Here is a 22,030-nt window from a genome sequence, read left to right as displayed (position 1 = left end):
CTTTTATGGGGTCTGCCGGATGCAGATCGGGTGGATATTGGTCTGGCAGTCTGCTTTCCATATTGGTCGATGATTGGCTAAACAATAAGACGTATCGACAATGGCGTGTGATTAACTAATTGAAAAATATATCTTTTATAAGTTGGGCCGTTTTTTGCTCTAGGCATGCCGAATTGCACCAGAACGATAAGTAGCCGGTGACCAACCTGTCAGTAGCCCGTCAAAGCTGTAAGTGTGTTGGTACGCCGAAGGGAGTACGGCATGTCCCAAATAGAAACCTTCTATGATGTGATGCGGCGCCAGGGGATCACCCGTCGCAGCTTGTTGAAATACAGCAGCCTCACCGCTGCAGCCCTGGGCCTTGGGCCCAGCTTTGCCCCACAGATTGCTCACGCCATGGAGACCAAGCCGCGTACACCGGTGGTCTGGCTGCATGGTCTGGAATGCACCTGCTGTTCCGAATCCTTTATCCGCTCCGCGCATCCGCTGGTGAAGGATGTGGTGTTGTCGATGATCTCCCTCGATTACGACGACACGCTGATGGCCGCCGCCGGTCACCAGGCGGAAGCCGCCCTCGAACATACGCTGGAAAAGTACAAGGGTGAGTACATTCTGGCGGTGGAAGGTAACCCGCCACTGAATGAAGACGGCATGTTTTGTATCGTCGGTGGCAAGCCGTTCCTGGATCAGCTCAAACGCGCAGCAAAAGACGCCAAGGCGATCATCGCCTGGGGCAGCTGTGCAAGCTGGGGCTGTGTTCAGGCTGCGCGCCCGAACCCGACCCAGGCCGTGCCGATTCATAAGGTGATCACCGACAAGCCGATTATCAAGGTGCCGGGCTGCCCGCCCATCGCCGAGGTGATGACTGGTGTTATCACCTACATGCTGACTTTCGGCAAGGTGCCGGAGCTGGACCGCCAGGGCCGTCCGAAGATGTTCTACGGCCAGCGCATCCACGATAAATGCTACCGCCGTCCGCACTTCGATGCCGGCCAGTTCGTGGAGGAGTGGGACGACGAGGGCGCCCGCAAGGGGTACTGTCTGTACAAGGTGGGTTGCAAGGGGCCGACCACCTACAACGCCTGTTCCACCGTGCGCTGGAACGAGGGTACCTCCTTCCCGATCCAGGCCGGTCACGGCTGTATCGGCTGTTCCGAAGATGGTTTCTGGGACAAAGGTTCTTTCTACAACCGCCTCACCGACATTCATCAGTTCGGGATTGAGAAAAATGCCGACGAGATCGGCACCGCTGTCGCCGGTGGTGTAGGTGCTGCCATTGCCGCCCATGCCGCCGTCAGCGCCATCAAGCGAGCGACCAGCCGCAAAGACGACCAGGGAGATAACTGATGACCGATCTTAATTCCAGCAGTCTGGATAACTCCGGCCGTCGTATCGTTGTCGACCCGGTGACCCGTATCGAGGGTCACATGCGCTGCGAGGTCAACGTCGACGAGAACAACATCATCCGCAACGCGGTGTCCACCGGCACCATGTGGCGCGGCCTGGAAGTGATCCTGAAAGGGCGCGACCCGCGCGATGCCTGGGCCTTCGTGGAGCGTATCTGCGGTGTCTGCACCGGTACCCACGCGCTGACCTCCGTCCGTGCGGTGGAAGATGCCCTGGGCATCGATATCCCGCTGAACGCGCACCTGATCCGTCACCTGATGGACAAGACGCTGCAGATTCACGACCACATCGTGCACTTCTATCACCTGCACGCGCTGGACTGGGTTAACCCGGTGAACGCCCTCAAGGCGGACCCGAAAGAGACCTCCGAACTGCAGCAGATGGTGTCGCCGCACCACCCGAAATCCAGCCCCGGCTACTTCCGCGATGTGCAGACCCGCATCCGCAAGTTTGTTGAAAGCGGACAGCTGGGCCTGTTCTCCAACGGTTACTGGGACAACCCCGCCTATAAACTGCCGCCAGCGGCGGATCTGATGGCGGTGGCGCACTACCTGGAAGCGCTGGATCTGCAGAAAGAGGTGGTGAAGATCCACACCATCTTCGGCGGCAAGAACCCGCACCCGAACTACATGGTGGGCGGCGTGGCCTGCGCCATCAATCTGGATGACGTGGGCGCTGCCGGCGCACCGGTCAACATGGTCAGCCTGAACTTCGTGCTGGAGCGTATCCGCGAAGCCCAGGCGTTTACCAAGAATGTCTATCTGCCCGATGTCATGGCGATTGCCGGCATCTACAAGGACTGGCTCTACGGTGGCGGTCTGGCGGGGCAGAACGTGCTCTCTTACGGTACCTACACCCAGGTGCCGGGCGACAAGTCCACCGACCTGCTGCCGGCCGGCGCCATCATCGGCGGTAACTGGAACGAAGTGCATCCGGTGGATGTGCGCGATCCGGAGCAGATCAAGGAGTTCGTCAGCCACAGCTGGTACACCTACGGTGGCGACGAAACCCTCGGCCTGCATCCTTGGGAAGGGGTCACCGAGCCGAAGTTCGAGCTGGGGCCGAACACCAAAGGCACCAAGACCGATATCAAGGAGCTGGACGAGTCCGCCAAGTACTCCTGGATCAAGTCACCGCGCTGGCGCGGGCACGCCATGGAAGTGGGCCCGCTGGCGCGCTACATCGTCGCCTACGCCTCCGGCAAGGAGTACATCCAGGAGCAGGTGGACCGCTCCCTGTCGGCGTTCAACCAGAACACAGGTCTGGACCTGGGCCTGAAGCAGTTCCTGCCTTCGACCCTGGGCCGTACCCTGGCGCGGGCGCTGGAGTGCGAACTCTGCACCGACACCATGCTGGAAGACTGGCACGCGTTGGTGAACAACATCAAAAACGGTGACAGCTCTACTGCCAACGTGGAGAAGTGGGACCCGAGCACCTGGCCGAAAGAGGCGCAGGGCGTGGGCATCAACGAGGCTCCGCGTGGTGCCCTGGGTCACTGGATCAAGATCAAGGATGGCAAGATCGATAACTACCAGGCGATCGTCCCGACCACCTGGAACGGATCTCCCCGCGACCATAACGGCAACATCGGTGCCTTTGAGGCATCGCTGCTGGATACGCCGATGGAGCGTCCGGACGAGCCGGTGGAGATTCTGCGCACCCTGCACAGTTTCGATCCCTGTCTGGCCTGTTCTACGCACGTCATGTCACCGGATGGTCAGGAACTGACCAAGGTGAAAATCCGCTGATAACGAGGGCGTGCCGCCGACACTGGTGGCCTGCCCGTGGAGGATTCCGCGATGGCACTGGAAAAACAACTATCGGCCGGTGACAGTGGAGAGAAGGTTCGCAAGCAGACGGCGGTTTACGTGTATGAGGCGCCGGTGCGTCTCTGGCACTGGGTCACCGTACTCTGCATCCTGACGCTCTGCATCTCCGGCTACTTTATCGGCTCACCGCTGCCGGCGCAGCCGGGCGAGGCTAGCGACAACTATCTGATGGGGTATATCCGCTTTGCGCATTTTGCCGCGGGTTACATCCTGGCGATCGCCTTTGTGGGCCGCATCTACTGGGCTTTTGTGGGCAACAGCCACGCCCGCGAACTGTTTATCGTGCCGGTCTGGCGCAAACAGTGGTGGTCAGAACTGCTGCATGAGCTGCGCTGGTATCTATTCCTGGAGAAAACACCGAAAAAATACATCGGACACAATCCGATGGGGCAACTGGCGATGTTCGGCTTCTTTGTCATCGGCAACTTCTTCATGATCATCACAGGCTTTGCGCTCTATGGCGAAGGCCTGGGCGTTGGCAGCTGGGCGGATCGCTGGTTCGGCTGGGTGATCCCGCTGTTCGGTCAGAGCCAGGATGTGCATACCTGGCACCACCTGGGCATGTGGTACATCATCATCTTCGTGATGACCCACGTTTACGTGGCGGTGCGCGAAGATATCATGTCCCGACAGTCGCTGATCTCCACCATGGTGGGTGGCTGGCGCATGTTCAAGGATGACAAGCCAGACTGAGCGGAGGCGCACGCCTCCGCGTTTCCAACAGCTGCTCAGCAGCCGCCGACCGGAACATCCGGGGTTGCTGCTGGAGCGCTGTTATCTGATCCCTCTGCATATCTCCCAGGCCGAACTGGCGCGACAGTTGGGCATCTCGCGCCGGCGTATCAACGAAATCGTTAACGGCCAACGTGCCATCAGCGCTGATACGGCCCTGAAACTCTCCGCTTTCTTTCAGACTACTCCGATGTTCTGGCTGGAAAAACAGCAGTTGTGGGAGCTTCATGAAGCCGGTCGTAAAGATCGGGCCAGCGCTCAGCCGCTGGAGCTCTAGTCTTACCGACTCAGAGAAACATACCGCCCGAGGCTTCGATTCGCTGTGCGTTGATCCAGCCGCTCTGGGGCGAGAGCAGCGCCGCGACCACACCACCAATATCTTCAGGTTGCCCGACACGGCCCAGCGCGGTCTGCGCAGCAACAAACCCTGACATCTCTTTTGAATCCCGGATCGCGCCGTCACGAAAGTCCGTGGCAATGGCGCCCGGTGCCAGGGTATTGACGCTGATGCGACGCGGGCCCAGCTCTTTAGCCAGGTAGTGACTGAATACTTCGATGCCGCCTTTCATCATCGCGTAGGCGGCATAGCCCGGTGAGGCAAAGCGGGTCAGGCCACTGGAAAGGTTCAGGATACGGCCACCATCCGCAATCAGCGGCAGCAGTTGCTGGGTCAAAAAGAAGGGGCCCTTGAGGTGGATCGCCATCAACTGGTCGAACTGCGCCTCGCTGGTTTCCGAGATCAGGCTGTTGAGACCGATTCCCGCGTTATTGACCAGGAAGTCGAATTGCTGGCGCTGCCAGGTTTCCGCGAGCAGCGTTTTCACCTCTGCTGCGAAAGTCGCGAAGCTCTCGTTCTTGGCCATATCGAGCGGCAGGGCCACCGCTTTGGCGCCCAGCGCTTCGACCTCTTTGATCACCGCCTCAGCTTCTTCACGGTGGCTGCGGTAGGTGAAGAGGGCATCGCAGCCCTGGGAGGCGAGATGCAGGATCATGCTTTTGCCAAGGCCGCGGTTGCCGCCGGTGATCAGTGCGATTTTCGAGTTCATAACCTGTCTCCGTTCTCTGTTGGTTTGGATGAGAATTAGGTTATTGTTATATCTTGGTTGGATAAATGATCTGTTTTTGATTTGATTGTTCAAACTTTAATAACAAAAGGGTGTGAGAGTGGACAGGCTGGATGCGATGCAGGTGTTTGTGCGGGTGGCGGAAGTGGGCAGTTTTACCCGTACCGCCGATGAGCTTGGGCTGCCCAAGGCAAGTATTTCCAATGCGGTGCAGCAACTGGAGAAGCAGTTGGATGTGCGACTGCTCAACCGCACCACCCGCAAGGTGGCCATGACCGAAGAGGGCCGGGTGTTCTACGAGCGCTGTGTCGATCTGCTGGCCGATATGGACGAGCTCGGCTCCCTGTTTCAGGGGGACACGGCAGTCTCCGGCAGGCTCAGGGTGGATATGCCCACCGGCATGGCAAAGAACTTTGTCCTGCCGAACCTGGCCGACTTCCTTGGCCGTTATCCGCAGTTACAGATAGAGATCAGCAGCAGCGATCGCCGCGTCGATGTCATAAGAGAAGGGTTCGACTGCGTCATCCGGGTAGGCGAGCTCGATGACTCCGCTTTGATCGCCCGGAAACTCGGTGACATGAAAATCATCAACTGTGTCAGTCCCGGCTATATTGAAACCTGGGGCGAGCCTCGTCATCTGGAGCAATTGAGTGAGCATCGGCTGGTGCACTACTCACCAACGCTGGGCGCGCACGCCGGGGGCTGGGAATACTGGGATGGCGAGACTTATCGCAGCGTGGATATGCCGGGTCTGGTGACGGTCAATAATACCGATGCATACAGCCACGCCTGTCTTTCCGGCCTGGGCATTATCCAGGTGCCCGAAGTGGGAGTGCGACGCTATCTTGAGTCGGGCGAGATGGTTGAGGTGTTAAAGGCGTTTCATGCGCAGCCCATGCCGGTGAGCCTCGTTTACCCGCATCGCCGTCATCTGGCCAGGCGGGTCAGGGTCTTTATGGACTGGGTGGCGGAACTGCTTAGCGGTTATATCCATACCGATAACTGAAGCGGCGCTTTCCCCGCTGGAAGCGCCGACCCGATATCGTGGCGGGGATCTCTATGAATCGATTCAACAGAGCGTTGAAAATACCTCTGTTTTCTCTTTGGCAGAGGCTTCTGCCAACCTTGCTTTTGGCAACCTTACTTTCGCCGGCATTGCTGCTGGCCGAAGATAGCCAGCCGAGGGCCGCTGAAGATGCAGACTGTGCCGTGGAGATCCAGGTGGTTGGCCAGGACAGCCCCAGGCAACGCATGGAGATCTGCCAGGGCGCGCGCGAGGCGCTGGCGTTTCTGGCCAATTACGGCGTCACTCCCACCGGCAGTCTTCAGATCGAGGTCGTTGACAGCCCTCAGGAGCATAACGGCGGTGCGGCGTTTGGCAGCTATGACCGGCGTACCGGGCGCATCAGCCTGATGTCGATGGCTGCTATCTCAGGGTTGGAGGAAACGCCGAAAATGCTGGGGCAAACGATGGATTATGAGCATTTTCGAGCGGGCGTCGCCCACGAAATCGCCCATGCGCTGTTCCATCAGAATGGGCCGGATGCGCAGCTCTCCAATGCGGCCCAGGAGTATCTCGCTTATGCCACCCAACTGGCGGTGCTGCCAGAGCCGCAGCGGCGGCAATTGATCGAGAGTGCCGATGTCAGTGCCTGGCAATCGGGCGATACCATCAGCGAAGTCTATATGGCGTTTGCGCCGGAGAAGTTCGCGGTGAAATCCTACCTGCATTTCATCGGTATGGAGGATCCTTCCGCATTTGTGACTACGCTGCTTAATGTGAAATGGTTTTATGTCTATGTGCCCTGAACGTCAGTGATAAATCCTGGGCTGGCGCTGGGTATGAAGGTGATCAAAGGAGGATTGAGCCGATGGAGAAGAAACAGACAGGTCACTGCCTGTGCGGCAAGGTCAGCGTAACGGCCGCCTTAAAAAATCATGATGTGGATGCCTGTCACTGCGACACCTGTCGTCGCTGGGCGGGCGGCCCGATGCTGGCGGTGGCCTGTGAAGGAGAACCCGATTTCAAGGGCGAGGCCCACATCGGTGTGTTTGCTTCCTCAGACTGGGCCGAACGCGGCTTCTGCAAAGAGTGTGGCACTCACCTGTTCTACCGTCTGAAAGAGGGCGGTTTCTATGCCCTTCCGGTAGGCCTGCTCGATAACGCGGAGGGCTGGGTGCTGCATTCCCAGGTCTTCATCGATGAAAAGCCCGGTTTTTATTCCTTCAGTCAGAAAACAGCCGAGCTGACCGGGGCGGAGCTGTTTGCCCAGTACGGTAAATCATCCTGAACCGGATTTGACCGAACAGGATCAGTGAAAAGGAGTTCAACCATGTCGGTGAGCCGTGGCTCCTGCCTTTGCGGGCAGGTGGTCTTTGAGTTTGAAAGCGAGTTTGAGCACTTCTTTCTTTGTCATTGCCAGCGTTGCCGCAAGGCCAGTGGCTCCGCTCACGGAGCAAACCTGTCCGCCCGTGGGGGCGTGCTGCGCTGGCTATCGGGTGAGAGTCTGGTAAAGCGCTTCGATCTGCCGGGGACCCGCAAGGTCTGCTCTTTCTGCTCTCACTGCGGAGCAGCCCTGCCTAGCTGCTCGGGTGATAGGGTGGTAATACCGGCCGGGTCGCTGGATACACCGGTATCGATTCGGCCCGAGGCCCACCTGTTTATGGACAGCCGGGCGGACTGGGAGGAGGCGCTGGATACTCTGCCAGTGTTTCGTGAACTTCCCTGACTCTGTTGTGCTCCAGCCTCTTTGGATCTGCGTAGCCGCTTTAAGGGCGCTGGGTCGCCGGTTGAATGTTGATAGCAATGGAAGGTCTCTGCGTTATATGAAAAAACAGCTCGTCGCCTTCGGATCTCTGCTGCTGTTGGGATTGCTGGAGGGATGCACCCAGGCTGGGTTGGGGTTGGCCAATCTGCCTGCCAGGTTCAGTTCGACGCAAACCGTCAAGGCGATCGCATACGGCGCGGAGGATTCACAGAAACTCGATATCTATCTGCCTGAAACGACATCGGAGACCTCGTTGCCGGTGCTACTGTTTTTCTACGGCGGTCGCTGGACCGATGGTTCGCGGCAGATGTATCCCTTTGTTGGCGAGACCTTTGCCAAAGAGGGCTATATCACCGTGATCGCAGACCACAGCAAGTATCCCGAAGTGCGCTTTCCCGCTTTTGTCGAGGATGGCGCGGCGGCACTGGCCTGGGTGTACCGGCATATTGGTGAATATGGCGGTGATCCAGAACGGATCTATCTGTCCGGGCATTCATCCGGTGCTCATATCGGCGCGCTACTGGTGGCGGATGAGCGCTACACCCGGGCCCAGGGGGTAGATAATGGAATCATTCGCGCTTTTGCGGGGTTGGCTGGCCCCTATGATTTCGAGCCCGATGAAGAGGACCTGAAAGATATGTTCGGGCCGCCGGAAAACTATCCGCAGATGCAGGTCACCACCTTTATCGAGGGCGATGAGCCACCGATGCTGCTGCTCTGGGGCGATTCCGATACCACCGTGTGGCGGCGTAACCTGGACCTGCTGGCGCAGCAGATCCGTGCGCAGGGCGGCCAGGTCGAAACCCAGATCTACCCCGGTATGGATCATGTCGGCATCGTTGCCAGTCTGACCTGGTTTTACCAGAAGCGGCGGCCGGTGCTGGACGATATGCTTGCCTTCTTCAACCGCCACTGACGTTATCCCTAACCTGACAGAATCTTGCGCCCGGGCAGTTTAGGCGCTGTGCAGAGCAACTAAGCTGAAGAACAAAGCTGAGGATAAAGCACAGCGATTAAGCAGGTGGCGATGATGGGTAATAACAATACGCCAGCGCGCGCAGGATTTATGCGGGCGATGGTGCTCAAAGCACCGGGTCATCCCCTTAAGGAAACGCAGTTGCCGATCCCCGAACCTGGCCCCGGTCAGGTGCGTATCCGCGTCAGCGCCTGCGGTGTCTGTCGTACCGATCTGCATGTGGTGGATGGCGACCTCAAGGATATACCGGCAGGCATAGTGCCTGGGCATGAGGTGGTTGGTGTTATCGACCGGCTCGGCGAGGGGGTTACCGGCTTCTCCGACGGAGATCGGGTGGGCATTCCCTGGCTTGGGCATACCTGCGGCGTCTGTCCCTACTGCACCAGCAATCAGGAAAACCTCTGCGATGCCCCCGGTTTTACCGGCTATACCCTCAATGGCGGTTATGCCGAATACTGCGTGGCCGACGCTCATTATGTTTTTTCACTGCCTGAACATTACGACGATCTGCATGCGGCGCCGCTGCTCTGCGCTGGCCTGATCGGCTACCGTTCCTGGGCGATGGTGCAGGACGCCAGGCATTTGGGGCTATATGGCTTTGGCGCAGCGGCGCATATCATCGCCCAGGTGGCGATCGCCAGGGGCGCGAAGATCTACGCTTTTTCACGTCCCGGAGATATCCGGGCTCAGGCGTTTGCCGAGGAGTTGGGGGCTTGCTGGGTAGGTGATTCCGATTGCCTGCCGCCGCAACCGCTGGATGCAGCCATCATCTTTGCCCCGGTGGGTGCGCTGGTGCCTCAGGCGTTGAGAGCGGTGCGCAAGGGCGCAACGGTGGTCTGTGCGGGGATTCATATGTCGGATATTCCCGCCTTTCCCTACAGTATTCTCTGGGAGGAACGGCAGGTACGTTCGGTCGCCAACCTGACCCGCGCCGATGGCGAGGCGTTTATGGCGCTGGCTCAGGATATAGCGATAGAGACCAGCGTGACCCGGTACGATCTGGTCGATGCGAACCGGGCGCTGTCTGATCTGCGGGAAGGGCGCCTGAGCGGCGCCGCTGTGCTGGTCCCCTGAAGATCGACGTTGCTGCTGAAGCGGCTTAGAGCGCGGTGATAACGTCCATCACCAGTTTGCCGTCGATCTTCACCGGGCCATCTTCCTTGGCGCCCAAGGTGTACTCGAAAATACCGGTGCTCATGCCACCCGCTTCGCCATGCAGCATCAGCATCAGCTTGTCGCCGGATTTAACCTCTTCTGTAAGGATGGCGGCCACGTCCATATTCTCACCTTTCTTCAGTGGTGCATGGCCTACCACTGGACCCGGTTTGTGGTCTTCGCCGGTACGATGAACCACCAGCCAGCCGTTGCTTTCGGCGGTAATTTTTTCGGCCGAAACGGTACCGCCCGACACATCCTGATCCTCTGCCCAGACACCAAGCTTCATATGATCCTGAGCAAAAGCACTGCCGGCGATAAGGCTGGTAGCGAGCACTGCGGTTTTTATCATCTGCTTATTCATACTCTTTGCTCCGTAGCGATTGGAGTTGACCGCATTTTTGCGGACTCTCTTTGGGTTAACCCTCACCGCCGGACGTCATCTCTGCCCGGGAAGGTTCGTGGTGTCTATAGCTACGGAGCGTTTCAGGAAAGGTTTCAGAAAAAGCGGATTTTTTCTAAGGGCTGCAATCGCCCGCGTAAAAGAGGCGTTTTGTGCGCAAGGTTTTGTGTGGCTTCGGCCGGCTGCAATAGGCCTTTTGAAGCGTCGCTGCGACGGCGTGTGGCGCTGCCCGGGTGGTTTTTCGCAACACTGCGATCCTTGGTATTAATGATTCTCATTTATAATAAAATCGGTTTTTGGCTGGCCTTGCGTGCCGGCCTTCCGTTTTTATTCCCCTGACAAGTGGAGTGTTTGATGTCTCGCTTGAGCGCTGTACTGGCCCTGGTGGCCGGTTGCCTGTTTTCCAGCCTGACGCTGGCGACTGAATACCCGGTAACCCTGACCGACCTGGCGGGGCGTGAAGTGACGCTGCCCGCTGAACCTGAGCGCATCATCCTGCAGGATGGCCGTGACCTGATGTCACTGGCAGTGCTGGATCGTGAAAGCCCGTTTGCACGCGTGGTGGCCTGGAACAACCTGGTGGCGCGCAATGATGAAAAACTCTGGCAACAGATGCTGGAGAAGTGGCCGCAGGCCCGTGACATCATGGATATGAAGTTTGGTGATGGCGGCGAGATGAACCTCGAAACCGTACTTGCTAAAGAGCCTGACCTGGTGCTGATTCAGCTGCGCTCGAAACCGGCGCTGGAGCAGGCGGGTGTGCTGGATATGCTGGCCAAGGTGAATGTACCGGTGCTGTTTGTCGACCTGGCGGAAGATCCGGTTGCTGGCGCCACCGAGTCGATGGCACTGATGGGTAAGGCCCTGAACCGTGAAAGCGAAGCCAAAGCGTTTAACGACTTCGTCGCTGAGCACCTTGAAGGCGTCAAAACCCGCGTTGCCAAGGCACTGGCTGACGGCCGCGAACCGGCCAGCGTCTTTGTTGAGGCCCATGCCGGTGTCGGCGGCAACAATGACTGCTGCTTTACCCACGCTGATTTTGGCTGGGGCGCGCTGATCGCTGCGGCCGGCGGCCACAACGTCGGGCTGGATCTGCTGGACGGTGACACCGCCACCATCGCCATGGAAAAAGTGCTGGCGATGGAACCGGATATCTATGTCATGACCGGTTCTCAGTGGAGCCGCGCCAACTCCATCGCGCTGCCGTTTGGCTATGATATCGACCCTGCCAACATTCAGGCCGCTTTCGAAGGTCTGCTGGCACGCCCGGGCTTTAGCGAGCTGCGCGCGGCAAAAGAGGGGCAGGTCTATGGCCTCTACCATCAGTTCTACAACCACCCCTATAACGTGATCGCCATTGAAGCCCTGGCCAAGGACTTCTATCCGCAGGCGTTTGCAGACCTGGATCCGATGCAGAGCTACCGTGATCTGATGGCGATGACAGAGCTCAGCGCCGACGGCATTACGCTGTTTGCCAAGGTCGATCACTGAGATGAGTGCGCAGGCGATACTGTCGGTAGATACTGCCGAGTCCACCGCCGGCAGTGAGCACTACAGCCGTCAGCAGGGGCGTCGCCTGGGCTGGTTGCTGGGGGCGCTGGCGTTGACGCTGGCGGCGGTGATTACCGACCTGATGCTGGGCTCCGGCACCCTGGCCTGGCGCGATGCGCTGCAGGCCCTGCTGCATCCCGAGCGCGCCTCATCGCTGACCCGTGTGGTGATGTGGGATCTGCGCCTGCCGGTGACGCTGACCGCGGTACTGGCAGGTATTGGCCTGGCGCTGGCGGGTTCATTGATGCAGACGGTGCTTGATAACCCGCTTGCCGAGCCGTTTACGCTGGGGATTTCGGCCGCCGCGGGCTTTGGTGCGGCGCTGGTGATCGTGTTTCAGACGGCGGTGGTGAGCTGGCTGCCGGTGAGTTATCTGCTGACCGGCAACGCCTTTATCTTTTCGCTGGCGACGGTGCTGTTTATCGGTATCTTCGCCAGCCGCCGGGGGCTCTCGGTGGAGATGATCGTCATGCTGGGCATCGCCGTACACTTTATCTTCTCCGCTCTGTTGGGGCTCGCGCAGTATGTGGCCGATGTGGATCAGCTGCAGACGCTGGTGTTCTGGATGATGGGCTCGCTGCAGAAAACCAGCTGGACCCAGGTGGGGATCAACGCGGTGCTGGTGCTGGTGATTGCGCCGGTGCTGATGGCGCTCTCCTGGCAGATATCGGCACTGCGCGGCTTTGGTGATCAGGCCCAGGTGCTGGGGATCTCGGTGGCGCGTCTGCGCATGCTGCTGCTGGTGTTTGCGGCGCTGCTGGCCAGTGCCATCACCGCTACTATCGGCGTGGTCGGTTTTATCGGTCTGGTGGCACCGCACGTGGCGCGCCTGCTGGTGGGTGAAGATCAGCGCTATACGCTGGTGATGACCATGGTGACCGGAGCGTTGCTGATGACGCTCGCTTCCATCGCCAGCAAAATGCTGATCCCGGGTGTCATTCTGCCGATCGGCATCATGACCTCGCTGCTCGGCGTGCCGTTCTTTATCTGGCTGGTGTTTGGCCGTGGCGGGAGGGTTGCCTGATGCTGGAGCTGAAGCAGTTAAGCGTCGAGATCGATCGTCGCCAGATCGTCAAACCGCTGGACCTGACGTTGGACAGTGGCGCCTCTCTGGCGCTTTTAGGGCGCAATGGCGCAGGTAAGTCGACTGTCGTGAAAGCGATTGCCGGATTGATCCGTGCCCAGGGTGAAGTCTTGATCGACGGGATGCGTCTTCGTGACCTGTCGATGCGTGAGCGCAGCCGGCTGATTGGTTATGTGGCGCAGGAGTTCAGTGCCAGTGATGTGCGTCTGAGTGTGTTTGAGCTGTTGCTGCTGGCGCAGAACAGCCAGAACATGCGCTTTCGGGCGGATCCTCAGTCACTGGCGCGGGCTTCCCAGATGTTGAGCCTGTTGGGGCTTGAGCATCTGGCTGAGCGCCAGCCGACACAGATGTCGGGTGGGCAGCGGCAGATGGTCGCGCTGGCTTTGGCACTGATCCGCCGGCCCCGCCTGCTGCTGCTTGATGAACCCACCTCTGCACTGGATATGGCTAACCAGTTTCAACTGCTCGACACCGTACGCCAATACACGCGCGAGCATGAGATAACCACGCTGATGGTGTTGCATGATCTTAACCTGGCGCACCGCTACGCCGATCAGACACTCTTGCTCGAGGCGGGCGATAAGGTCGCGCTTGGGGCGACCGAGGCGATCCTGAATACCGAGCGGATCGCACAGACCTACGGCGTCCATTGCGAGCTTTTGCGCGCCTCTGACGGCTCGCTCTGTGTTCATCCCATGGCGGCTCTCTAGCCAGCCAGTGCAGTTACCACGCACCGGGCACTTCTGCCCGGTTTTTTCCTCTTAACCCTGGCGCTGTTATCATGCGCCGTCACTGTCGACCCTACTGTCAAAGCAACCGGGGTGGCGCTAAATCCCTAGACTATTCAAGGAAATATCAGCCATGAGAATTCTGCATACCATGCTGCGGGTGGGCAATCTGGACCGCTCCATCGCGTTTTACACCGAAGTGCTGGGCATGCGTCTTTTGCGTAAACACGACTTTCCGGGTGGCAAGTTCACCATCGCTTTCGTCGGCTACGAAGATGAGTCAGAAGCGGCGGCGTTGGAGCTGACCTACAACTGGGACACCGATAGCTACGACCTGGGCGAAGGTTACGGCCATATAGCGCTGGAAGTGGAAGATGCAGCAGCGGCCTGTGATGAAATTCGCAATCGTGGCGGTAACGTCGTGCGCGAAGCGGGCCCGATGAAACACGGCACCACCGTGATCGCTTTCGTCAAAGATCCCGATGGTTACATGGTTGAGCTGATCGAAAAATCCAGCTAAACCTCAATCGGCCCCTTGGGAAACGGCCCCTGGGGTCGCCTTTTTCCCCTCTTTTGGATGTTGCCGCGAGCGGCAATACGCAACCGTTCTGCCAACTCAGAGGCGCTGATCCGAAAACTCTGGCCCGGTGGATAGTTCCGTCGGGCCTCTGTGTGGGGCTTGTCAGAGCGATAGCTGTGCAGGGTTGGCGGGGTAGAGGAAGCCGTGAATGGCGGGCCCCGTCGGTTGACCTGTAGGGGAACCGCCTTCAGGCTCCAGGCTGATACCGAAGGTCGCCTGTTTCAGCAGAGCCGGGTCGTATTGTGTGAGGCTGGCGCCATCGATCTCCATGTTGGCATTGAGTACGCCCACCGATCTTGGTTTTGGACCGAGCGGGTCGGCCTTGATCCACAACTGGTAAGACCTGCCGGGGATCGCCTCTGCGGTCACCGGGGTGATACTCAGGCTGCGGCTCTGCAGGTCGACGCTGAGCATAAACGCGGGTTGCTGGTCGTCATGCTGAAAAACGGCGACAAAGGATTGCGGCGCGAGCTCAGGGGTGGGTTTGTTCAGCAGCAGGATGCACAGTAGTACCGATGCGGCCGAGGCGAGGGCGGTGCTCCACTGCCAGCGCCGTAAGCGTAGTTTGAGGGCCGTCAGCTGGTCGCCCGCAGCGCCGGTTTCGCCAGGCCTATCCTGGGCGGACTCCAGTTCATCCAGGCGCTGTTCGATACGGGAGAACAGGTTGGGCCCTGGTTTGATTTCATCGATCTCATTGCCAAGCGGTGCAAGGCGGTTCTCCCAGGCCTGGATCAGCTGATCAAGCTCAGGCTCCTGCACGCGCCGCCGCTTCACCTCTTCGCGAGCTTCCGGTTCCAGCGTACCGAGCACGAACTCTGCGGCCAGCATGTCGAGATCGTCGTGATCGCTCATCAGCTCATACACCCTTTTAACTGTTTCAACGCCCGGTGCAGCCAGGTTTTAATGGTATTCACCGGTTGCTCGAACCGTTCCGCCAGCTCGATACGCGAGAGGCCATCGAGATAAGCCAGGCGCACCAGGTCGGCGCGGCCATCTTCAAGCTGCTTGAGGCAGTGCAGCAGTTGTTCCTGCTCTCGGCTTTGCGCCAGTTTCTGTTCGCCGTCTGGAAAGTGACCGGGTAGCAGATCGATTACCTCGTCACCATCGTTGGCGGCGGTTGGTTCTCGCCTGAGCTGGTCGATGGCAGTGTTGCGTGCCAGCGTTACCAGCCAGGTGATCGGTGAGGCTTTGCCCGCGTCAAAGCTGTCCGCTTTCTGCCAGACTTTGATGTAGGCCTCCTGCAGTACCTCTTCGCTCCAGCGCTCATTTTTCAAGATACGCAAAACCGTACCATAAAGTTTCGCCGAGGTTGCGGCGTAGAGCTCTGCGAAGGCGCGGCGGTCGTTGCCGGCGCAGCGCTCGAGCAGTTCGGTCAGTGAGGGTGATCGATCGGATTCGCGCATCGGCAGGTCCGGTTCCATGGAGGGCGGGAAGGGTATGTTGCCAGTTGTACGCAAAGAATAGCCGATAGACCACCCTCAGGTGCGATCCGTTCTTTGTTGGAACCCGCAAATGAGCAACTGGTGCTTGGGTAGACTTTGCTCCAGAATTTAGGCTTAGCCAGATCAAATGAGCAACAGCCAGGACCGAAATTGCAATGAGCGACGCAATAGAACAGCTAGCCGATTTAACCGACTTTTTTATGCAGATCGATGCGCTGAAGAGCGTCGAGCGACGCTCTTATATCGGCGACGGTACCCGGCTGGAGAATTCCGCAGAACACTCCTGGCATCTGGCGATGGCGTGCTGGACGTTGGCGCGGCGTTTTGACCTGCCGGTATCGGAAGAGAAACTGATCAAGCTGGCGCTGGTGCATGATCTGGGAGAGATCGACGCCGGCGACACCTTTCTCTATGCCAAGGAGCGCAGCGATGCTCACCAGGAGGAGCGGCGCTGTGTGGCCCGGCTGGCGGCACACGATGGCAACGGTATCGAGGAACTGAGCGAACTCTGGGAGGAGCAGGAGACAGGCTCCAGCCTGGAAACCCGGCTGCTCAAGGTAGCTGATCGCCTGTTGCCGTTTCTGCTCAACGTGAAAAACGAGGGGCGTACCTGGCTGGATCTGGGCGTCTGCCGTTCCCAGGTGCAAGCGGCGCACGCTTTTATCGCCGCAGAGTTTCCACAGATTCACGGCTGGATGCTGGCGCAGATCGATCATGCCGTGGAGCAGGGCTGGTTGAAGCCAGACTAACGATAAAGAGTAGCGATAAACGGGAGTAGCGATAAACAGGAGCAGAGATAAATCGTTACCCAGGCGGCAGAACCGACCTGGTTTGGGGCTCGTACATAAAGGAAAGTGATCCCCGGTCTTCAGTCAAAGGAGTGCGCCATGGTCCCTGTTCTCTATATTTTGTTTATTCTGGCGGTTGCCCCGGTTTTTCTTGCCGGTATCGCGGTGCGCTGCCGTCTCAAGCAGTTCGGTCACATCGACAACAACCATCCACGTGCGCAACAGAGCCAGCTGGAGGGATTGGGCGCGAGGGCGATGTCAGCGCAGCAGAACGCCTGGGAGGCGGCCATCGTGTTTGTCAGCACGGTGTTTATCGCTTTTGCCGCCGGTGTGCCGCTGCAGGCCCTGACATTGCCGGCCCTGATCTATTTGCTGTTCCGAACGCTGCATGCCCTGTTTTATCTGCTGGATCTGGCGACTCTTCGCAGCCTGGCATACTGCGGTGGGCTGTTTACCTGTGTCTATATCGTCTCTGTGGCGGCTGTTTCCGGCTGAACGTCGCGCTGATCGTGTAATTACGTCTCGGAATACGGGCGGCTGTAAAAAAACGGGCGGGCGTGGCAGAATTAGCGCCGCGTTTTTTCCGTTGTTCTCTTTGTATTATTTGTGCACCTGTATTCGTGCCGCTGAGGTACCCGTCCGTATGTCTTTGTCTGTCCGCCGTTTTGTCCGTGCGCTGCCGGTTATTTTTCTGCCCCTGGTGCTGTCCGCCTGTGTTAGCGATGGTTTGATCAAATCGACAGATCTGGCTGAGGAAGCTGCTTACGAAACCGGTTTTCACGATGGCCGCCACAGCGGTCTGCAGGCTGCGGATGAGCTCTCCCCGGCGCTGATCAAGGATCTGGACCGCTACACCGAAGATAAATCCTACCGCCAGGGCTGGAACGCCGGCGAAGAGGAGGGGCTGCGAATCCGCAAGCAGCTCGCATCACTGCGCCAGGAAAAACGCGTTGAGGCTAGCAAGCCCCAGCCGCAGAAGCGGGCAATTCCTGATATTTCGAAGCCGCAAGAAGAGGTTCTCGATACCAACCCGTTGCAGCCGCGAGACGCTTCCAGCATCAAGTTTTAAGCGCGTAAATTCCCGGTGACGGCTGATCGGGAGGCAGGAGCCGGTTTTCGAGTCTAGAGTTAGGGTGTCGAACATAAGAGAGAGACGCCATGCTACTCAAAGGTTCCTGCCACTGCGGCGCAGTGCACTTCAGCGTTGAATCCCCTCATCCCTATCCGTACAACCTCTGTTACTGCTCTATCTGTCGCAAGACGGCGGGCGGCGGCGGTTTTGCCATCAATCTGGGGGCCTTGGCCGATTCCCTGGAGGTCGAGGGCTCGGAAAACCTGAGCATCTATCACGCCCGCATCAACGATGAGAAAAGTAACGCCGAGCGTCACTTCTGTGCCACCTGCGGTAGCGCGCTCTGGGTCTATGACAGCCGCTGGCCGGAGCTTATCCATCCCTTTGCCTCCGCCATCGATACCGAGCTGCCGGTGCCGCCACAGCGCACTCATCTGATGCTGGGCAGCAAAGCCAGCTGGGTGCCGGTTAATGCCGATGAAGACGACCTCTGCTTTGAAGAGTATCCGGAGGAAAGCCTGGCCCAGTGGCATGAGCGAAACGGACTGGTGAGCTGAACCTGGAACGCCCGGTCCGTTTCGGCATTGGTAAACATCGACGCTAGCTGATGACTAAAAAGGCCGCGCTCCACCCATTGGCGGAGCGCGGCCTTTTTGCCGGCTGGCTGGTTCACAGTGAACGGACAGTCCCCAGTGAACAGCCAGCTCTCTAAGAACAGAAAGTCCTCTGAGAACAGAAAGCGCCTCTGCAGTTACAGGCGGAACTGTTTGACCTGGCGGTCGAGCTGGTGGGAGAGCTCCTGCAGCTGGCGGCTGGACTCGGACAGCTGGTCGGCGATCTGGGTGGTCTCGGCGGTGAGCATGCTGATCTCCTCGACACTCTGGTTCATGTCGTTCACGACCATCGACTGCTCTTCCGTGGCGGTGGCCACCTGAATGTTCATTTCGCTGATACTGCTGATATGGCGCACAATGCGATCCAGCGCAGCGGTGGTCTCGGTCGACTGCTCCGCCACCGTATTGCTCTGGTCACGGCTCTCATTGGTCGCCCGCACCGAGAGACTGGTTTGCTGGTGCAGTTTGGCGATCATGGTCTGGATCTCATCGGCCGATTCGGCGGAGCGGCTTGCCAGGTTGCGAACCTCGTCGGCAACGACGGCAAAGCCGCGGCCGTGATCTCCAGCCCGCGCAGCCTCGATTGCGGCGTTTAGTGCCAGCAGGTTGGTCTGTTCGGAGATGGCGCGGATGGTTTCCAGGATGCTGCCGATCGCTTCCGCCTCACTGGCAAGAGAGCCGATCTGGGTGCTGACGCCGGCGAGTTCGGTTGAGAGTGCCCTGACGTTGTCACGGGCGCGGTTGATGATATCGCTGCTGCTGTTAGCCTCGGTGTTGGCTTCCTGAGCCGCATTCGCTGCGTCCGAGGCATTACCGGCAATGCTTTCCACGGCGCTGCCGAGCTCGGTGATCGCCGCAGCAATCTGGGTCGAGCGGTCGTTCTCGCGCATGCAGTTGTCAAAGGTTTGTTGTGCCCGGGTTGCCACGTCGGCGGCGGTGCTGGCCAGCAACTGGGAGTTATCAGCCACCGAGCTCAGGGTGTCGTTCATGCGCTGGGTGAAGGTGTCGAAGTCGCTGCCGATATCCGCCAGCTCGTCTCGACCGGTCAGTCCAACCCGCTGTGACAGATCCAGGTTGGTCACGGCCTGATTGATGTGGGACTTCAACGTTTTAACCCGGTTGTTAAGACGGATAAGAATAATGGAGGCCAGGACGACAGAGATCAGCAACGCTACGCTGATCAGCAGGATCAGGGTGTTGCGGCTGCTGAGGTAGTTTTGTTCGCTGTGGTTGTAGATGTCGTGGGCGTTGGCGAGCTGCTTGTCGAGCAGGTCGTTCACCTGTTTGCGCATATCGCCATAGCTTCTCGCATAATCTTGCTGATAAAGACGATGTGCTTCCGACATGCGACCCTGCTCCAGCGCGTCGAGCATCGGTTTCAGCGTATTGGCCTGCACGCTGTTGAACTGCCCCAACAGCTTTTGCAGTTCAGCCCGGTCGGCGGGGTTTACCTGGGCGTCACGAGCGTCAGTCAGCGACTGCACCATCGCCGGGATATCCTCATCCCTGGTTTCTCTGACTCGTGTAACCAGACCCCTTTCATCTTTGAGGTCATCGATGCCCTGCAGCAGCATCATATCGATGCCTACGCGCATACGCGGGATCCGCGACGCCACTTCTGCCAGGGCGCGCATCGGATTACTGGTGTTCTGTGACAGTAGCAGAGTGTCCTGCTGAAGCGCCTGCAGGCTGCGAATGCCTCCCCAGCCGATAAGAATCAGGGTCAGACAGGGTACGAGAACAGCGGTGGTGAACTGGGCTTTAAGGCTAAGCTTCCCTAGCATCGGGTTATCCTTGGGTGTGGTGTCTGTGGGACTGCGTATCGCTGCGTGCGAATATTTACGGCATTATCAAAAGGTTGCTCTGATGCAGGAAAAATCTCGCACAGCCTGGTTATCGGCCAGCGGTAAGGGTTTGTTGAGCGTTAATTGCCACAGATCTGAAAAAAGTATGTTGCATGTCTGTTAAAGGTAACACTGATGTTTTGCTGAAAGATTGCAACATGGCGGTAGTTGCGGTTTACGGTCTACGCTGAGGGTAATTTCTGCAAGGCTTGGCAAATAAGGAAGATGGCGATGTCGATGATGGATAGGTCTGGCGCGAAAATGCTGGGTGCAGTGATGCTCTGCACCAGCATGACCCTTGGCGGCGTAGCCAATGTGGGAGCCGAAGCGATCCTTGAAGGGGATCGCAGCGTACCGGTGGAGGCGCGCAACGGCATGGTGGTGACCAGTCACTACCTTGCCACCGATGAGGCACTTCGCGTCCTGGAAGAGGGCGGTAACGCCATAGATGCCGCCGTAACCGCGGCGTTTGCGCTGGCGGTTACCCAGCCCCGCTCCGGCAATATCGGGGGCGGCGGCTTTATGCTGGTCTCCTCGGAGGAAAGCGGTGAGGTCAACGCTATCGATTATCGTGAGACCGCGCCGGCCGCGGCCAGTCGCGATATGTACCTGGATGAAAATGGCGAGGTGGTTACCGATCGCAGCCGCTTTACTCATAAGGCAGCCGGTGTGCCGGGAACCGTGGCTGGTCTGGCGCTGGCGCTGGATAAGTACGGCACCATCAGCCTGAAAGAAGCGCTGGCGCCTGCCATCAAACTGGCGGACGAGGGGTTTGTGATTCCACCCCGTTTTGCCCAGGGGATAGAATCTCAGGCGGATCGGCTGAAGCAGTTTGAGTCCAGCCGCAAGGTATTCTTCAAGCAGGATGGCAGCCTCTATCAAGCGGGCGAACGCTTCGTGCAGAAAGATCTGGCGGCGACGCTCAAGCGCATCGCCGAGCAGGGAGTAAAAGGCTTTTACGAAGGCGAAACTGCCGACCTGATCGTGGCCGAGATGCAGCGCGGCGGTGGCCTGATCACCCACGAGGATCTGAAAAACTACCAGCCGGTGATCCGCAAACCGGTGCATGGCAACTACCGCGGCTACGATATCTACTCCATGAGCCCGCCCAGCTCCGGCGGTACCCATATCGTGCAGATCCTGAATATCCTTGAAGGATTCCCGATCGGCGACAGCGGCTTGAACTCGGCGAAAACCATCCATCTGATGGCCGAAGCGATGAAGCGCGCCTATGCGGATCGTTCCGAGTACCTGGGGGATACCGACTTTGTCGATGTGCCGTTGAAGGGGCTGACCTCCACGGATTATGCCGCCAGCCTGCGGCAGCAGATCGACCCGGAGCAAGCCACGCCCAGCGTAGAGATCAAACCCGGCAATCCGGCGCCCTATGAAAGCAACGAGACGACCCATTTCTCCATCGTCGACAAGTACGGTAATGCGGTGTCGAACACCTACACCATCAACTTCAGCTACGGTTCCCACATTGTGGTGGATGGTGCCGGTTTCCTGCTCAACAATGAGATGGACGACTTCAGCGCCAAGCCCGGTGTGCCCAACGCCTATGGGTTGATCGGCGGTGAGGCCAACAAGATTGAGCCAAACAAGCGGATGCTCAGCTCCATGTCGCCCACCATCGTGAAGAAGGAGGGTAAAAACTTTATCGTCACTGGCAGTCCCGGCGGTTCTCGCATTATCACCACCACCCTGCAGGTGCTGATGAACGTGATTGACCATAACCTGAATATTCAGGCAGCGGTGAACGCACCGCGTATCCATCACCAGTGGGTGCCGGACGAGATCCGTATTGAGCAGGGGATCAGCCCCGATACCATCAAGCTGCTCGAGGGCATGGGCCATACGGTCGTGCAGAAAGCGGCAATGGGGGCGATTCAGTCGATCATGGTTGGTGAGGATGGCACCTTTTATGGCGGCGCCGACCCGCGTCGCAGCACCTCTTCCGCCAAGGGATACTGAGCTGCGAGTCCTCTCAGCT

General features: G+C 58.7%; 24 protein-coding genes. 19 read left to right on the top strand and 5 right to left on the bottom strand.

The features are described from left to right. Nucleotides 1-261 precede the first annotated feature (261 nt). Genes C4S72_RS09955 through C4S72_RS09940 form a run of 4 tightly spaced genes read left to right on the top strand, consistent with a single transcriptional unit; the run spans nt 262 to nt 4,245 of the window. Nucleotides 262-1,347: a hydrogenase small subunit gene (locus C4S72_RS09955; RefSeq protein WP_104002852.1), complete on the top strand. Its 1,086-nt coding sequence runs from the start codon at nt 262-264 to the stop codon at nt 1,345-1,347. Further along, nucleotides 1,347-3,155 (top strand): nickel-dependent hydrogenase large subunit, encoded by a 1,809-nt coding sequence (locus C4S72_RS09950; protein WP_104002851.1) that lies wholly within the window; start codon nt 1,347-1,349, stop codon nt 3,153-3,155. Before C4S72_RS09955 ends, C4S72_RS09950 begins: the two co-directional genes overlap by 1 nt. A gap of 51 nt (nt 3,156-3,206) precedes the next feature. Beyond that, nucleotides 3,207-3,929, top strand: a complete 723-nt coding sequence (cybH, locus tag C4S72_RS09945) for a Ni/Fe-hydrogenase, b-type cytochrome subunit (protein WP_104002850.1) — start codon at nt 3,207-3,209, stop codon at nt 3,927-3,929. Next, nucleotides 3,913-4,245 carry a HigA family addiction module antitoxin gene (locus C4S72_RS09940; RefSeq protein ID WP_104002849.1) on the top strand — a complete coding sequence of 111 codons (333 nt, stop codon included), beginning with the start codon at nt 3,913-3,915 and terminating at the stop codon, nt 4,243-4,245. Before cybH ends, C4S72_RS09940 begins: the two co-directional genes overlap by 17 nt. Nucleotides 4,246-4,255: 10 nt before the next feature. Here C4S72_RS09940 and C4S72_RS09935 read toward each other — a convergent pair whose 3' ends face one another. Next, the gene (locus C4S72_RS09935) at nt 4,256-5,014 is read right to left on the bottom strand and encodes an SDR family NAD(P)-dependent oxidoreductase (protein ID WP_104002848.1); all 759 of its coding nucleotides are present in this window, start codon (nt 5,012-5,014) and stop codon (nt 4,256-4,258) included. Nucleotides 5,015-5,132: 118 nt separating this feature from the next. On the opposite strand from C4S72_RS09935, the gene C4S72_RS09930 reads away from it, so the two are divergent. The 6 genes from C4S72_RS09930 to C4S72_RS09905 all read left to right on the top strand — a co-directional run bounded on the left by C4S72_RS09930 (nt 5,133) and on the right by C4S72_RS09905 (nt 9,850). Beyond that, nucleotides 5,133-6,038 carry a LysR family transcriptional regulator gene (locus C4S72_RS09930; protein ID WP_104002847.1) on the top strand — a complete coding sequence of 302 codons (906 nt, stop codon included), beginning with the start codon at nt 5,133-5,135 and terminating at the stop codon, nt 6,036-6,038. Between the two features lie 53 nt (nt 6,039-6,091). Beyond that, nucleotides 6,092-6,841 (top strand): DUF6639 family protein, encoded by a 750-nt coding sequence (locus tag C4S72_RS09925; RefSeq protein ID WP_327332624.1) that lies wholly within the window; start codon nt 6,092-6,094, stop codon nt 6,839-6,841. A gap of 62 nt (nt 6,842-6,903) precedes the next feature. Beyond that, nucleotides 6,904-7,323: a GFA family protein gene (locus C4S72_RS09920; RefSeq protein ID WP_104002845.1), complete on the top strand. Its 420-nt coding sequence runs from the start codon at nt 6,904-6,906 to the stop codon at nt 7,321-7,323. Between the two features lie 42 nt (nt 7,324-7,365). Beyond that, nucleotides 7,366-7,761, top strand: coding sequence for a GFA family protein (locus tag C4S72_RS09915; protein ID WP_104002844.1), 396 nt, complete (start codon nt 7,366-7,368; stop codon nt 7,759-7,761). Between the two features lie 97 nt (nt 7,762-7,858). After that, complete coding sequence (locus C4S72_RS09910) at nt 7,859-8,716, top strand: alpha/beta hydrolase (protein WP_104002843.1); 858 nt, start codon at nt 7,859-7,861, stop codon at nt 8,714-8,716. 111 nt (nt 8,717-8,827) lie between these two features. Then, the gene (locus tag C4S72_RS09905; protein WP_235009081.1) at nt 8,828-9,850 is read left to right on the top strand and encodes a zinc-dependent alcohol dehydrogenase family protein; all 1,023 of its coding nucleotides are present in this window, start codon (nt 8,828-8,830) and stop codon (nt 9,848-9,850) included. Between the two features lie 25 nt (nt 9,851-9,875). Here the strand turns inward: C4S72_RS09905 and C4S72_RS09900 are convergent, their stop codons facing one another. Next, nucleotides 9,876-10,295 carry a DUF7282 domain-containing protein gene (locus C4S72_RS09900; protein ID WP_200826710.1) on the bottom strand — a complete coding sequence of 140 codons (420 nt, stop codon included), beginning with the start codon at nt 10,293-10,295 and terminating at the stop codon, nt 9,876-9,878. Between the two features lie 393 nt (nt 10,296-10,688). Between C4S72_RS09900 and C4S72_RS09895 the strand changes: the two genes are divergently transcribed. The 4 genes from C4S72_RS09895 (at nt 10,689) to gloA (ending at nt 14,217) form a co-directional block, all read left to right on the top strand. After that, a complete protein-coding gene (locus C4S72_RS09895) occupies nt 10,689-11,825 on the top strand; it encodes an ABC transporter substrate-binding protein (protein ID WP_104002842.1) in 1,137 nt (378 codons plus the stop codon). Between the two features lies 1 nt (nt 11,826). Next, on the top strand, nt 11,827-12,909 hold the full coding sequence (locus C4S72_RS09890; RefSeq protein WP_104002841.1) for a FecCD family ABC transporter permease: 1,083 nt from the start codon (nt 11,827-11,829) through the stop codon (nt 12,907-12,909). Continuing rightward, nucleotides 12,909-13,679 (top strand): ABC transporter ATP-binding protein, encoded by a 771-nt coding sequence (locus C4S72_RS09885; RefSeq protein ID WP_104002840.1) that lies wholly within the window; start codon nt 12,909-12,911, stop codon nt 13,677-13,679. Before C4S72_RS09890 ends, C4S72_RS09885 begins: the two co-directional genes overlap by 1 nt. Before the next feature lie 151 nt (nt 13,680-13,830). Then, the gene (gene gloA / locus C4S72_RS09880) at nt 13,831-14,217 is read left to right on the top strand and encodes a lactoylglutathione lyase (RefSeq protein ID WP_104002839.1); all 387 of its coding nucleotides are present in this window, start codon (nt 13,831-13,833) and stop codon (nt 14,215-14,217) included. A 162-nt stretch (nt 14,218-14,379) separates the two neighbouring features. Here the strand turns inward: gloA and C4S72_RS09875 are convergent, their stop codons facing one another. Both C4S72_RS09875 and C4S72_RS09870 read right to left on the bottom strand, forming a co-directional pair. After that, complete coding sequence (locus C4S72_RS09875) at nt 14,380-15,129, bottom strand: anti-sigma factor (RefSeq protein WP_104003106.1); 750 nt, start codon at nt 15,127-15,129, stop codon at nt 14,380-14,382. Further along, nucleotides 15,129-15,680: a sigma-70 family RNA polymerase sigma factor gene (locus C4S72_RS09870; RefSeq protein WP_104002838.1), complete on the bottom strand. Its 552-nt coding sequence runs from the start codon at nt 15,678-15,680 to the stop codon at nt 15,129-15,131. The genes C4S72_RS09875 and C4S72_RS09870 overlap by 1 nt, the downstream gene beginning before the upstream one ends. Before the next feature lie 194 nt (nt 15,681-15,874). Between C4S72_RS09870 and C4S72_RS09865 the strand changes: the two genes are divergently transcribed. From C4S72_RS09865 to C4S72_RS09850, 4 genes are all read left to right on the top strand, one after another. Beyond that, entirely contained in the window at nt 15,875-16,468 is a 594-nt protein-coding gene (locus C4S72_RS09865; RefSeq protein WP_104002837.1) for an HD domain-containing protein, read from the top strand. Between the two features lie 138 nt (nt 16,469-16,606). After that, on the top strand, nt 16,607-17,002 hold the full coding sequence (locus C4S72_RS09860; RefSeq protein ID WP_104002836.1) for an MAPEG family protein: 396 nt from the start codon (nt 16,607-16,609) through the stop codon (nt 17,000-17,002). Nucleotides 17,003-17,150: 148 nt separating this feature from the next. Further along, nucleotides 17,151-17,576: a hypothetical protein gene (locus tag C4S72_RS09855; protein WP_104002835.1), complete on the top strand. Its 426-nt coding sequence runs from the start codon at nt 17,151-17,153 to the stop codon at nt 17,574-17,576. Nucleotides 17,577-17,665: 89 nt separating this feature from the next. Further along, nucleotides 17,666-18,136: a GFA family protein gene (locus C4S72_RS09850; RefSeq protein WP_104002834.1), complete on the top strand. Its 471-nt coding sequence runs from the start codon at nt 17,666-17,668 to the stop codon at nt 18,134-18,136. Nucleotides 18,137-18,330: 194 nt separating this feature from the next. Here C4S72_RS09850 and C4S72_RS09845 read toward each other — a convergent pair whose 3' ends face one another. Continuing rightward, the gene (locus C4S72_RS09845) at nt 18,331-19,977 is read right to left on the bottom strand and encodes a methyl-accepting chemotaxis protein (RefSeq protein ID WP_104002833.1); all 1,647 of its coding nucleotides are present in this window, start codon (nt 19,975-19,977) and stop codon (nt 18,331-18,333) included. Nucleotides 19,978-20,313: 336 nt separating this feature from the next. Between C4S72_RS09845 and ggt the strand changes: the two genes are divergently transcribed. After that, complete coding sequence (gene ggt / locus C4S72_RS09840) at nt 20,314-22,011, top strand: gamma-glutamyltransferase (protein WP_268807695.1); 1,698 nt, start codon at nt 20,314-20,316, stop codon at nt 22,009-22,011. The last annotated feature ends 19 nt before the right edge of the window (nt 22,012-22,030 follow it).

The organism is Marinobacterium lutimaris (assembly GCF_900108065.1).
Classification (GTDB): domain Bacteria; phylum Pseudomonadota; class Gammaproteobacteria; order Pseudomonadales; family Balneatricaceae; genus Marinobacterium_D; species Marinobacterium_D lutimaris.
This window is presented reverse-complemented; position numbering and strand designations above follow the sequence as displayed.

What these genes read in the sequence shown, in the direction of transcription:
- C4S72_RS09955 (WP_104002852.1), top strand. Translation starts at nt 262, where the DNA reads ATGTCCCAAATAGAAACCTTCTATGATGTGATGCGGCGCCAGGGGATC.
- C4S72_RS09950 (WP_104002851.1), top strand. Translation starts at nt 1,347, where the DNA reads ATGACCGATCTTAATTCCAGCAGTCTGGATAACTCCGGCCGTCGTATC.
- cybH (WP_104002850.1), top strand. Translation starts at nt 3,207, where the DNA reads ATGGCACTGGAAAAACAACTATCGGCCGGTGACAGTGGAGAGAAGGTT.
- C4S72_RS09940 (WP_104002849.1), top strand. Translation starts at nt 3,913, where the DNA reads ATGACAAGCCAGACTGAGCGGAGGCGCACGCCTCCGCGTTTCCAACAG.
- C4S72_RS09935 (WP_104002848.1), bottom strand. Translation starts at nt 5,014, where the DNA reads ATGAACTCGAAAATCGCACTGATCACCGGCGGCAACCGCGGCCTTGGC.
- C4S72_RS09925 (WP_327332624.1), top strand. Translation starts at nt 6,092, where the DNA reads ATGAATCGATTCAACAGAGCGTTGAAAATACCTCTGTTTTCTCTTTGG.
- C4S72_RS09920 (WP_104002845.1), top strand. Translation starts at nt 6,904, where the DNA reads ATGGAGAAGAAACAGACAGGTCACTGCCTGTGCGGCAAGGTCAGCGTA.
- C4S72_RS09915 (WP_104002844.1), top strand. Translation starts at nt 7,366, where the DNA reads ATGTCGGTGAGCCGTGGCTCCTGCCTTTGCGGGCAGGTGGTCTTTGAG.
- C4S72_RS09910 (WP_104002843.1), top strand. Translation starts at nt 7,859, where the DNA reads ATGAAAAAACAGCTCGTCGCCTTCGGATCTCTGCTGCTGTTGGGATTG.
- C4S72_RS09905 (WP_235009081.1), top strand. Translation starts at nt 8,828, where the DNA reads ATGATGGGTAATAACAATACGCCAGCGCGCGCAGGATTTATGCGGGCG.
- C4S72_RS09900 (WP_200826710.1), bottom strand. Translation starts at nt 10,295, where the DNA reads ATGAATAAGCAGATGATAAAAACCGCAGTGCTCGCTACCAGCCTTATC.
- C4S72_RS09895 (WP_104002842.1), top strand. Translation starts at nt 10,689, where the DNA reads ATGTCTCGCTTGAGCGCTGTACTGGCCCTGGTGGCCGGTTGCCTGTTT.
- C4S72_RS09890 (WP_104002841.1), top strand. Translation starts at nt 11,827, where the DNA reads ATGAGTGCGCAGGCGATACTGTCGGTAGATACTGCCGAGTCCACCGCC.
- C4S72_RS09885 (WP_104002840.1), top strand. Translation starts at nt 12,909, where the DNA reads ATGCTGGAGCTGAAGCAGTTAAGCGTCGAGATCGATCGTCGCCAGATC.
- gloA (WP_104002839.1), top strand. Translation starts at nt 13,831, where the DNA reads ATGAGAATTCTGCATACCATGCTGCGGGTGGGCAATCTGGACCGCTCC.
- C4S72_RS09875 (WP_104003106.1), bottom strand. Translation starts at nt 15,129, where the DNA reads ATGAGCGATCACGACGATCTCGACATGCTGGCCGCAGAGTTCGTGCTC.
- C4S72_RS09870 (WP_104002838.1), bottom strand. Translation starts at nt 15,680, where the DNA reads ATGCGCGAATCCGATCGATCACCCTCACTGACCGAACTGCTCGAGCGC.
- C4S72_RS09865 (WP_104002837.1), top strand. Translation starts at nt 15,875, where the DNA reads ATGAGCGACGCAATAGAACAGCTAGCCGATTTAACCGACTTTTTTATG.
- C4S72_RS09860 (WP_104002836.1), top strand. Translation starts at nt 16,607, where the DNA reads ATGGTCCCTGTTCTCTATATTTTGTTTATTCTGGCGGTTGCCCCGGTT.
- C4S72_RS09855 (WP_104002835.1), top strand. Translation starts at nt 17,151, where the DNA reads ATGTCTTTGTCTGTCCGCCGTTTTGTCCGTGCGCTGCCGGTTATTTTT.
- C4S72_RS09850 (WP_104002834.1), top strand. Translation starts at nt 17,666, where the DNA reads ATGCTACTCAAAGGTTCCTGCCACTGCGGCGCAGTGCACTTCAGCGTT.
- C4S72_RS09845 (WP_104002833.1), bottom strand. Translation starts at nt 19,977, where the DNA reads ATGCTAGGGAAGCTTAGCCTTAAAGCCCAGTTCACCACCGCTGTTCTC.
- ggt (WP_268807695.1), top strand. Translation starts at nt 20,314, where the DNA reads ATGCTCTGCACCAGCATGACCCTTGGCGGCGTAGCCAATGTGGGAGCC.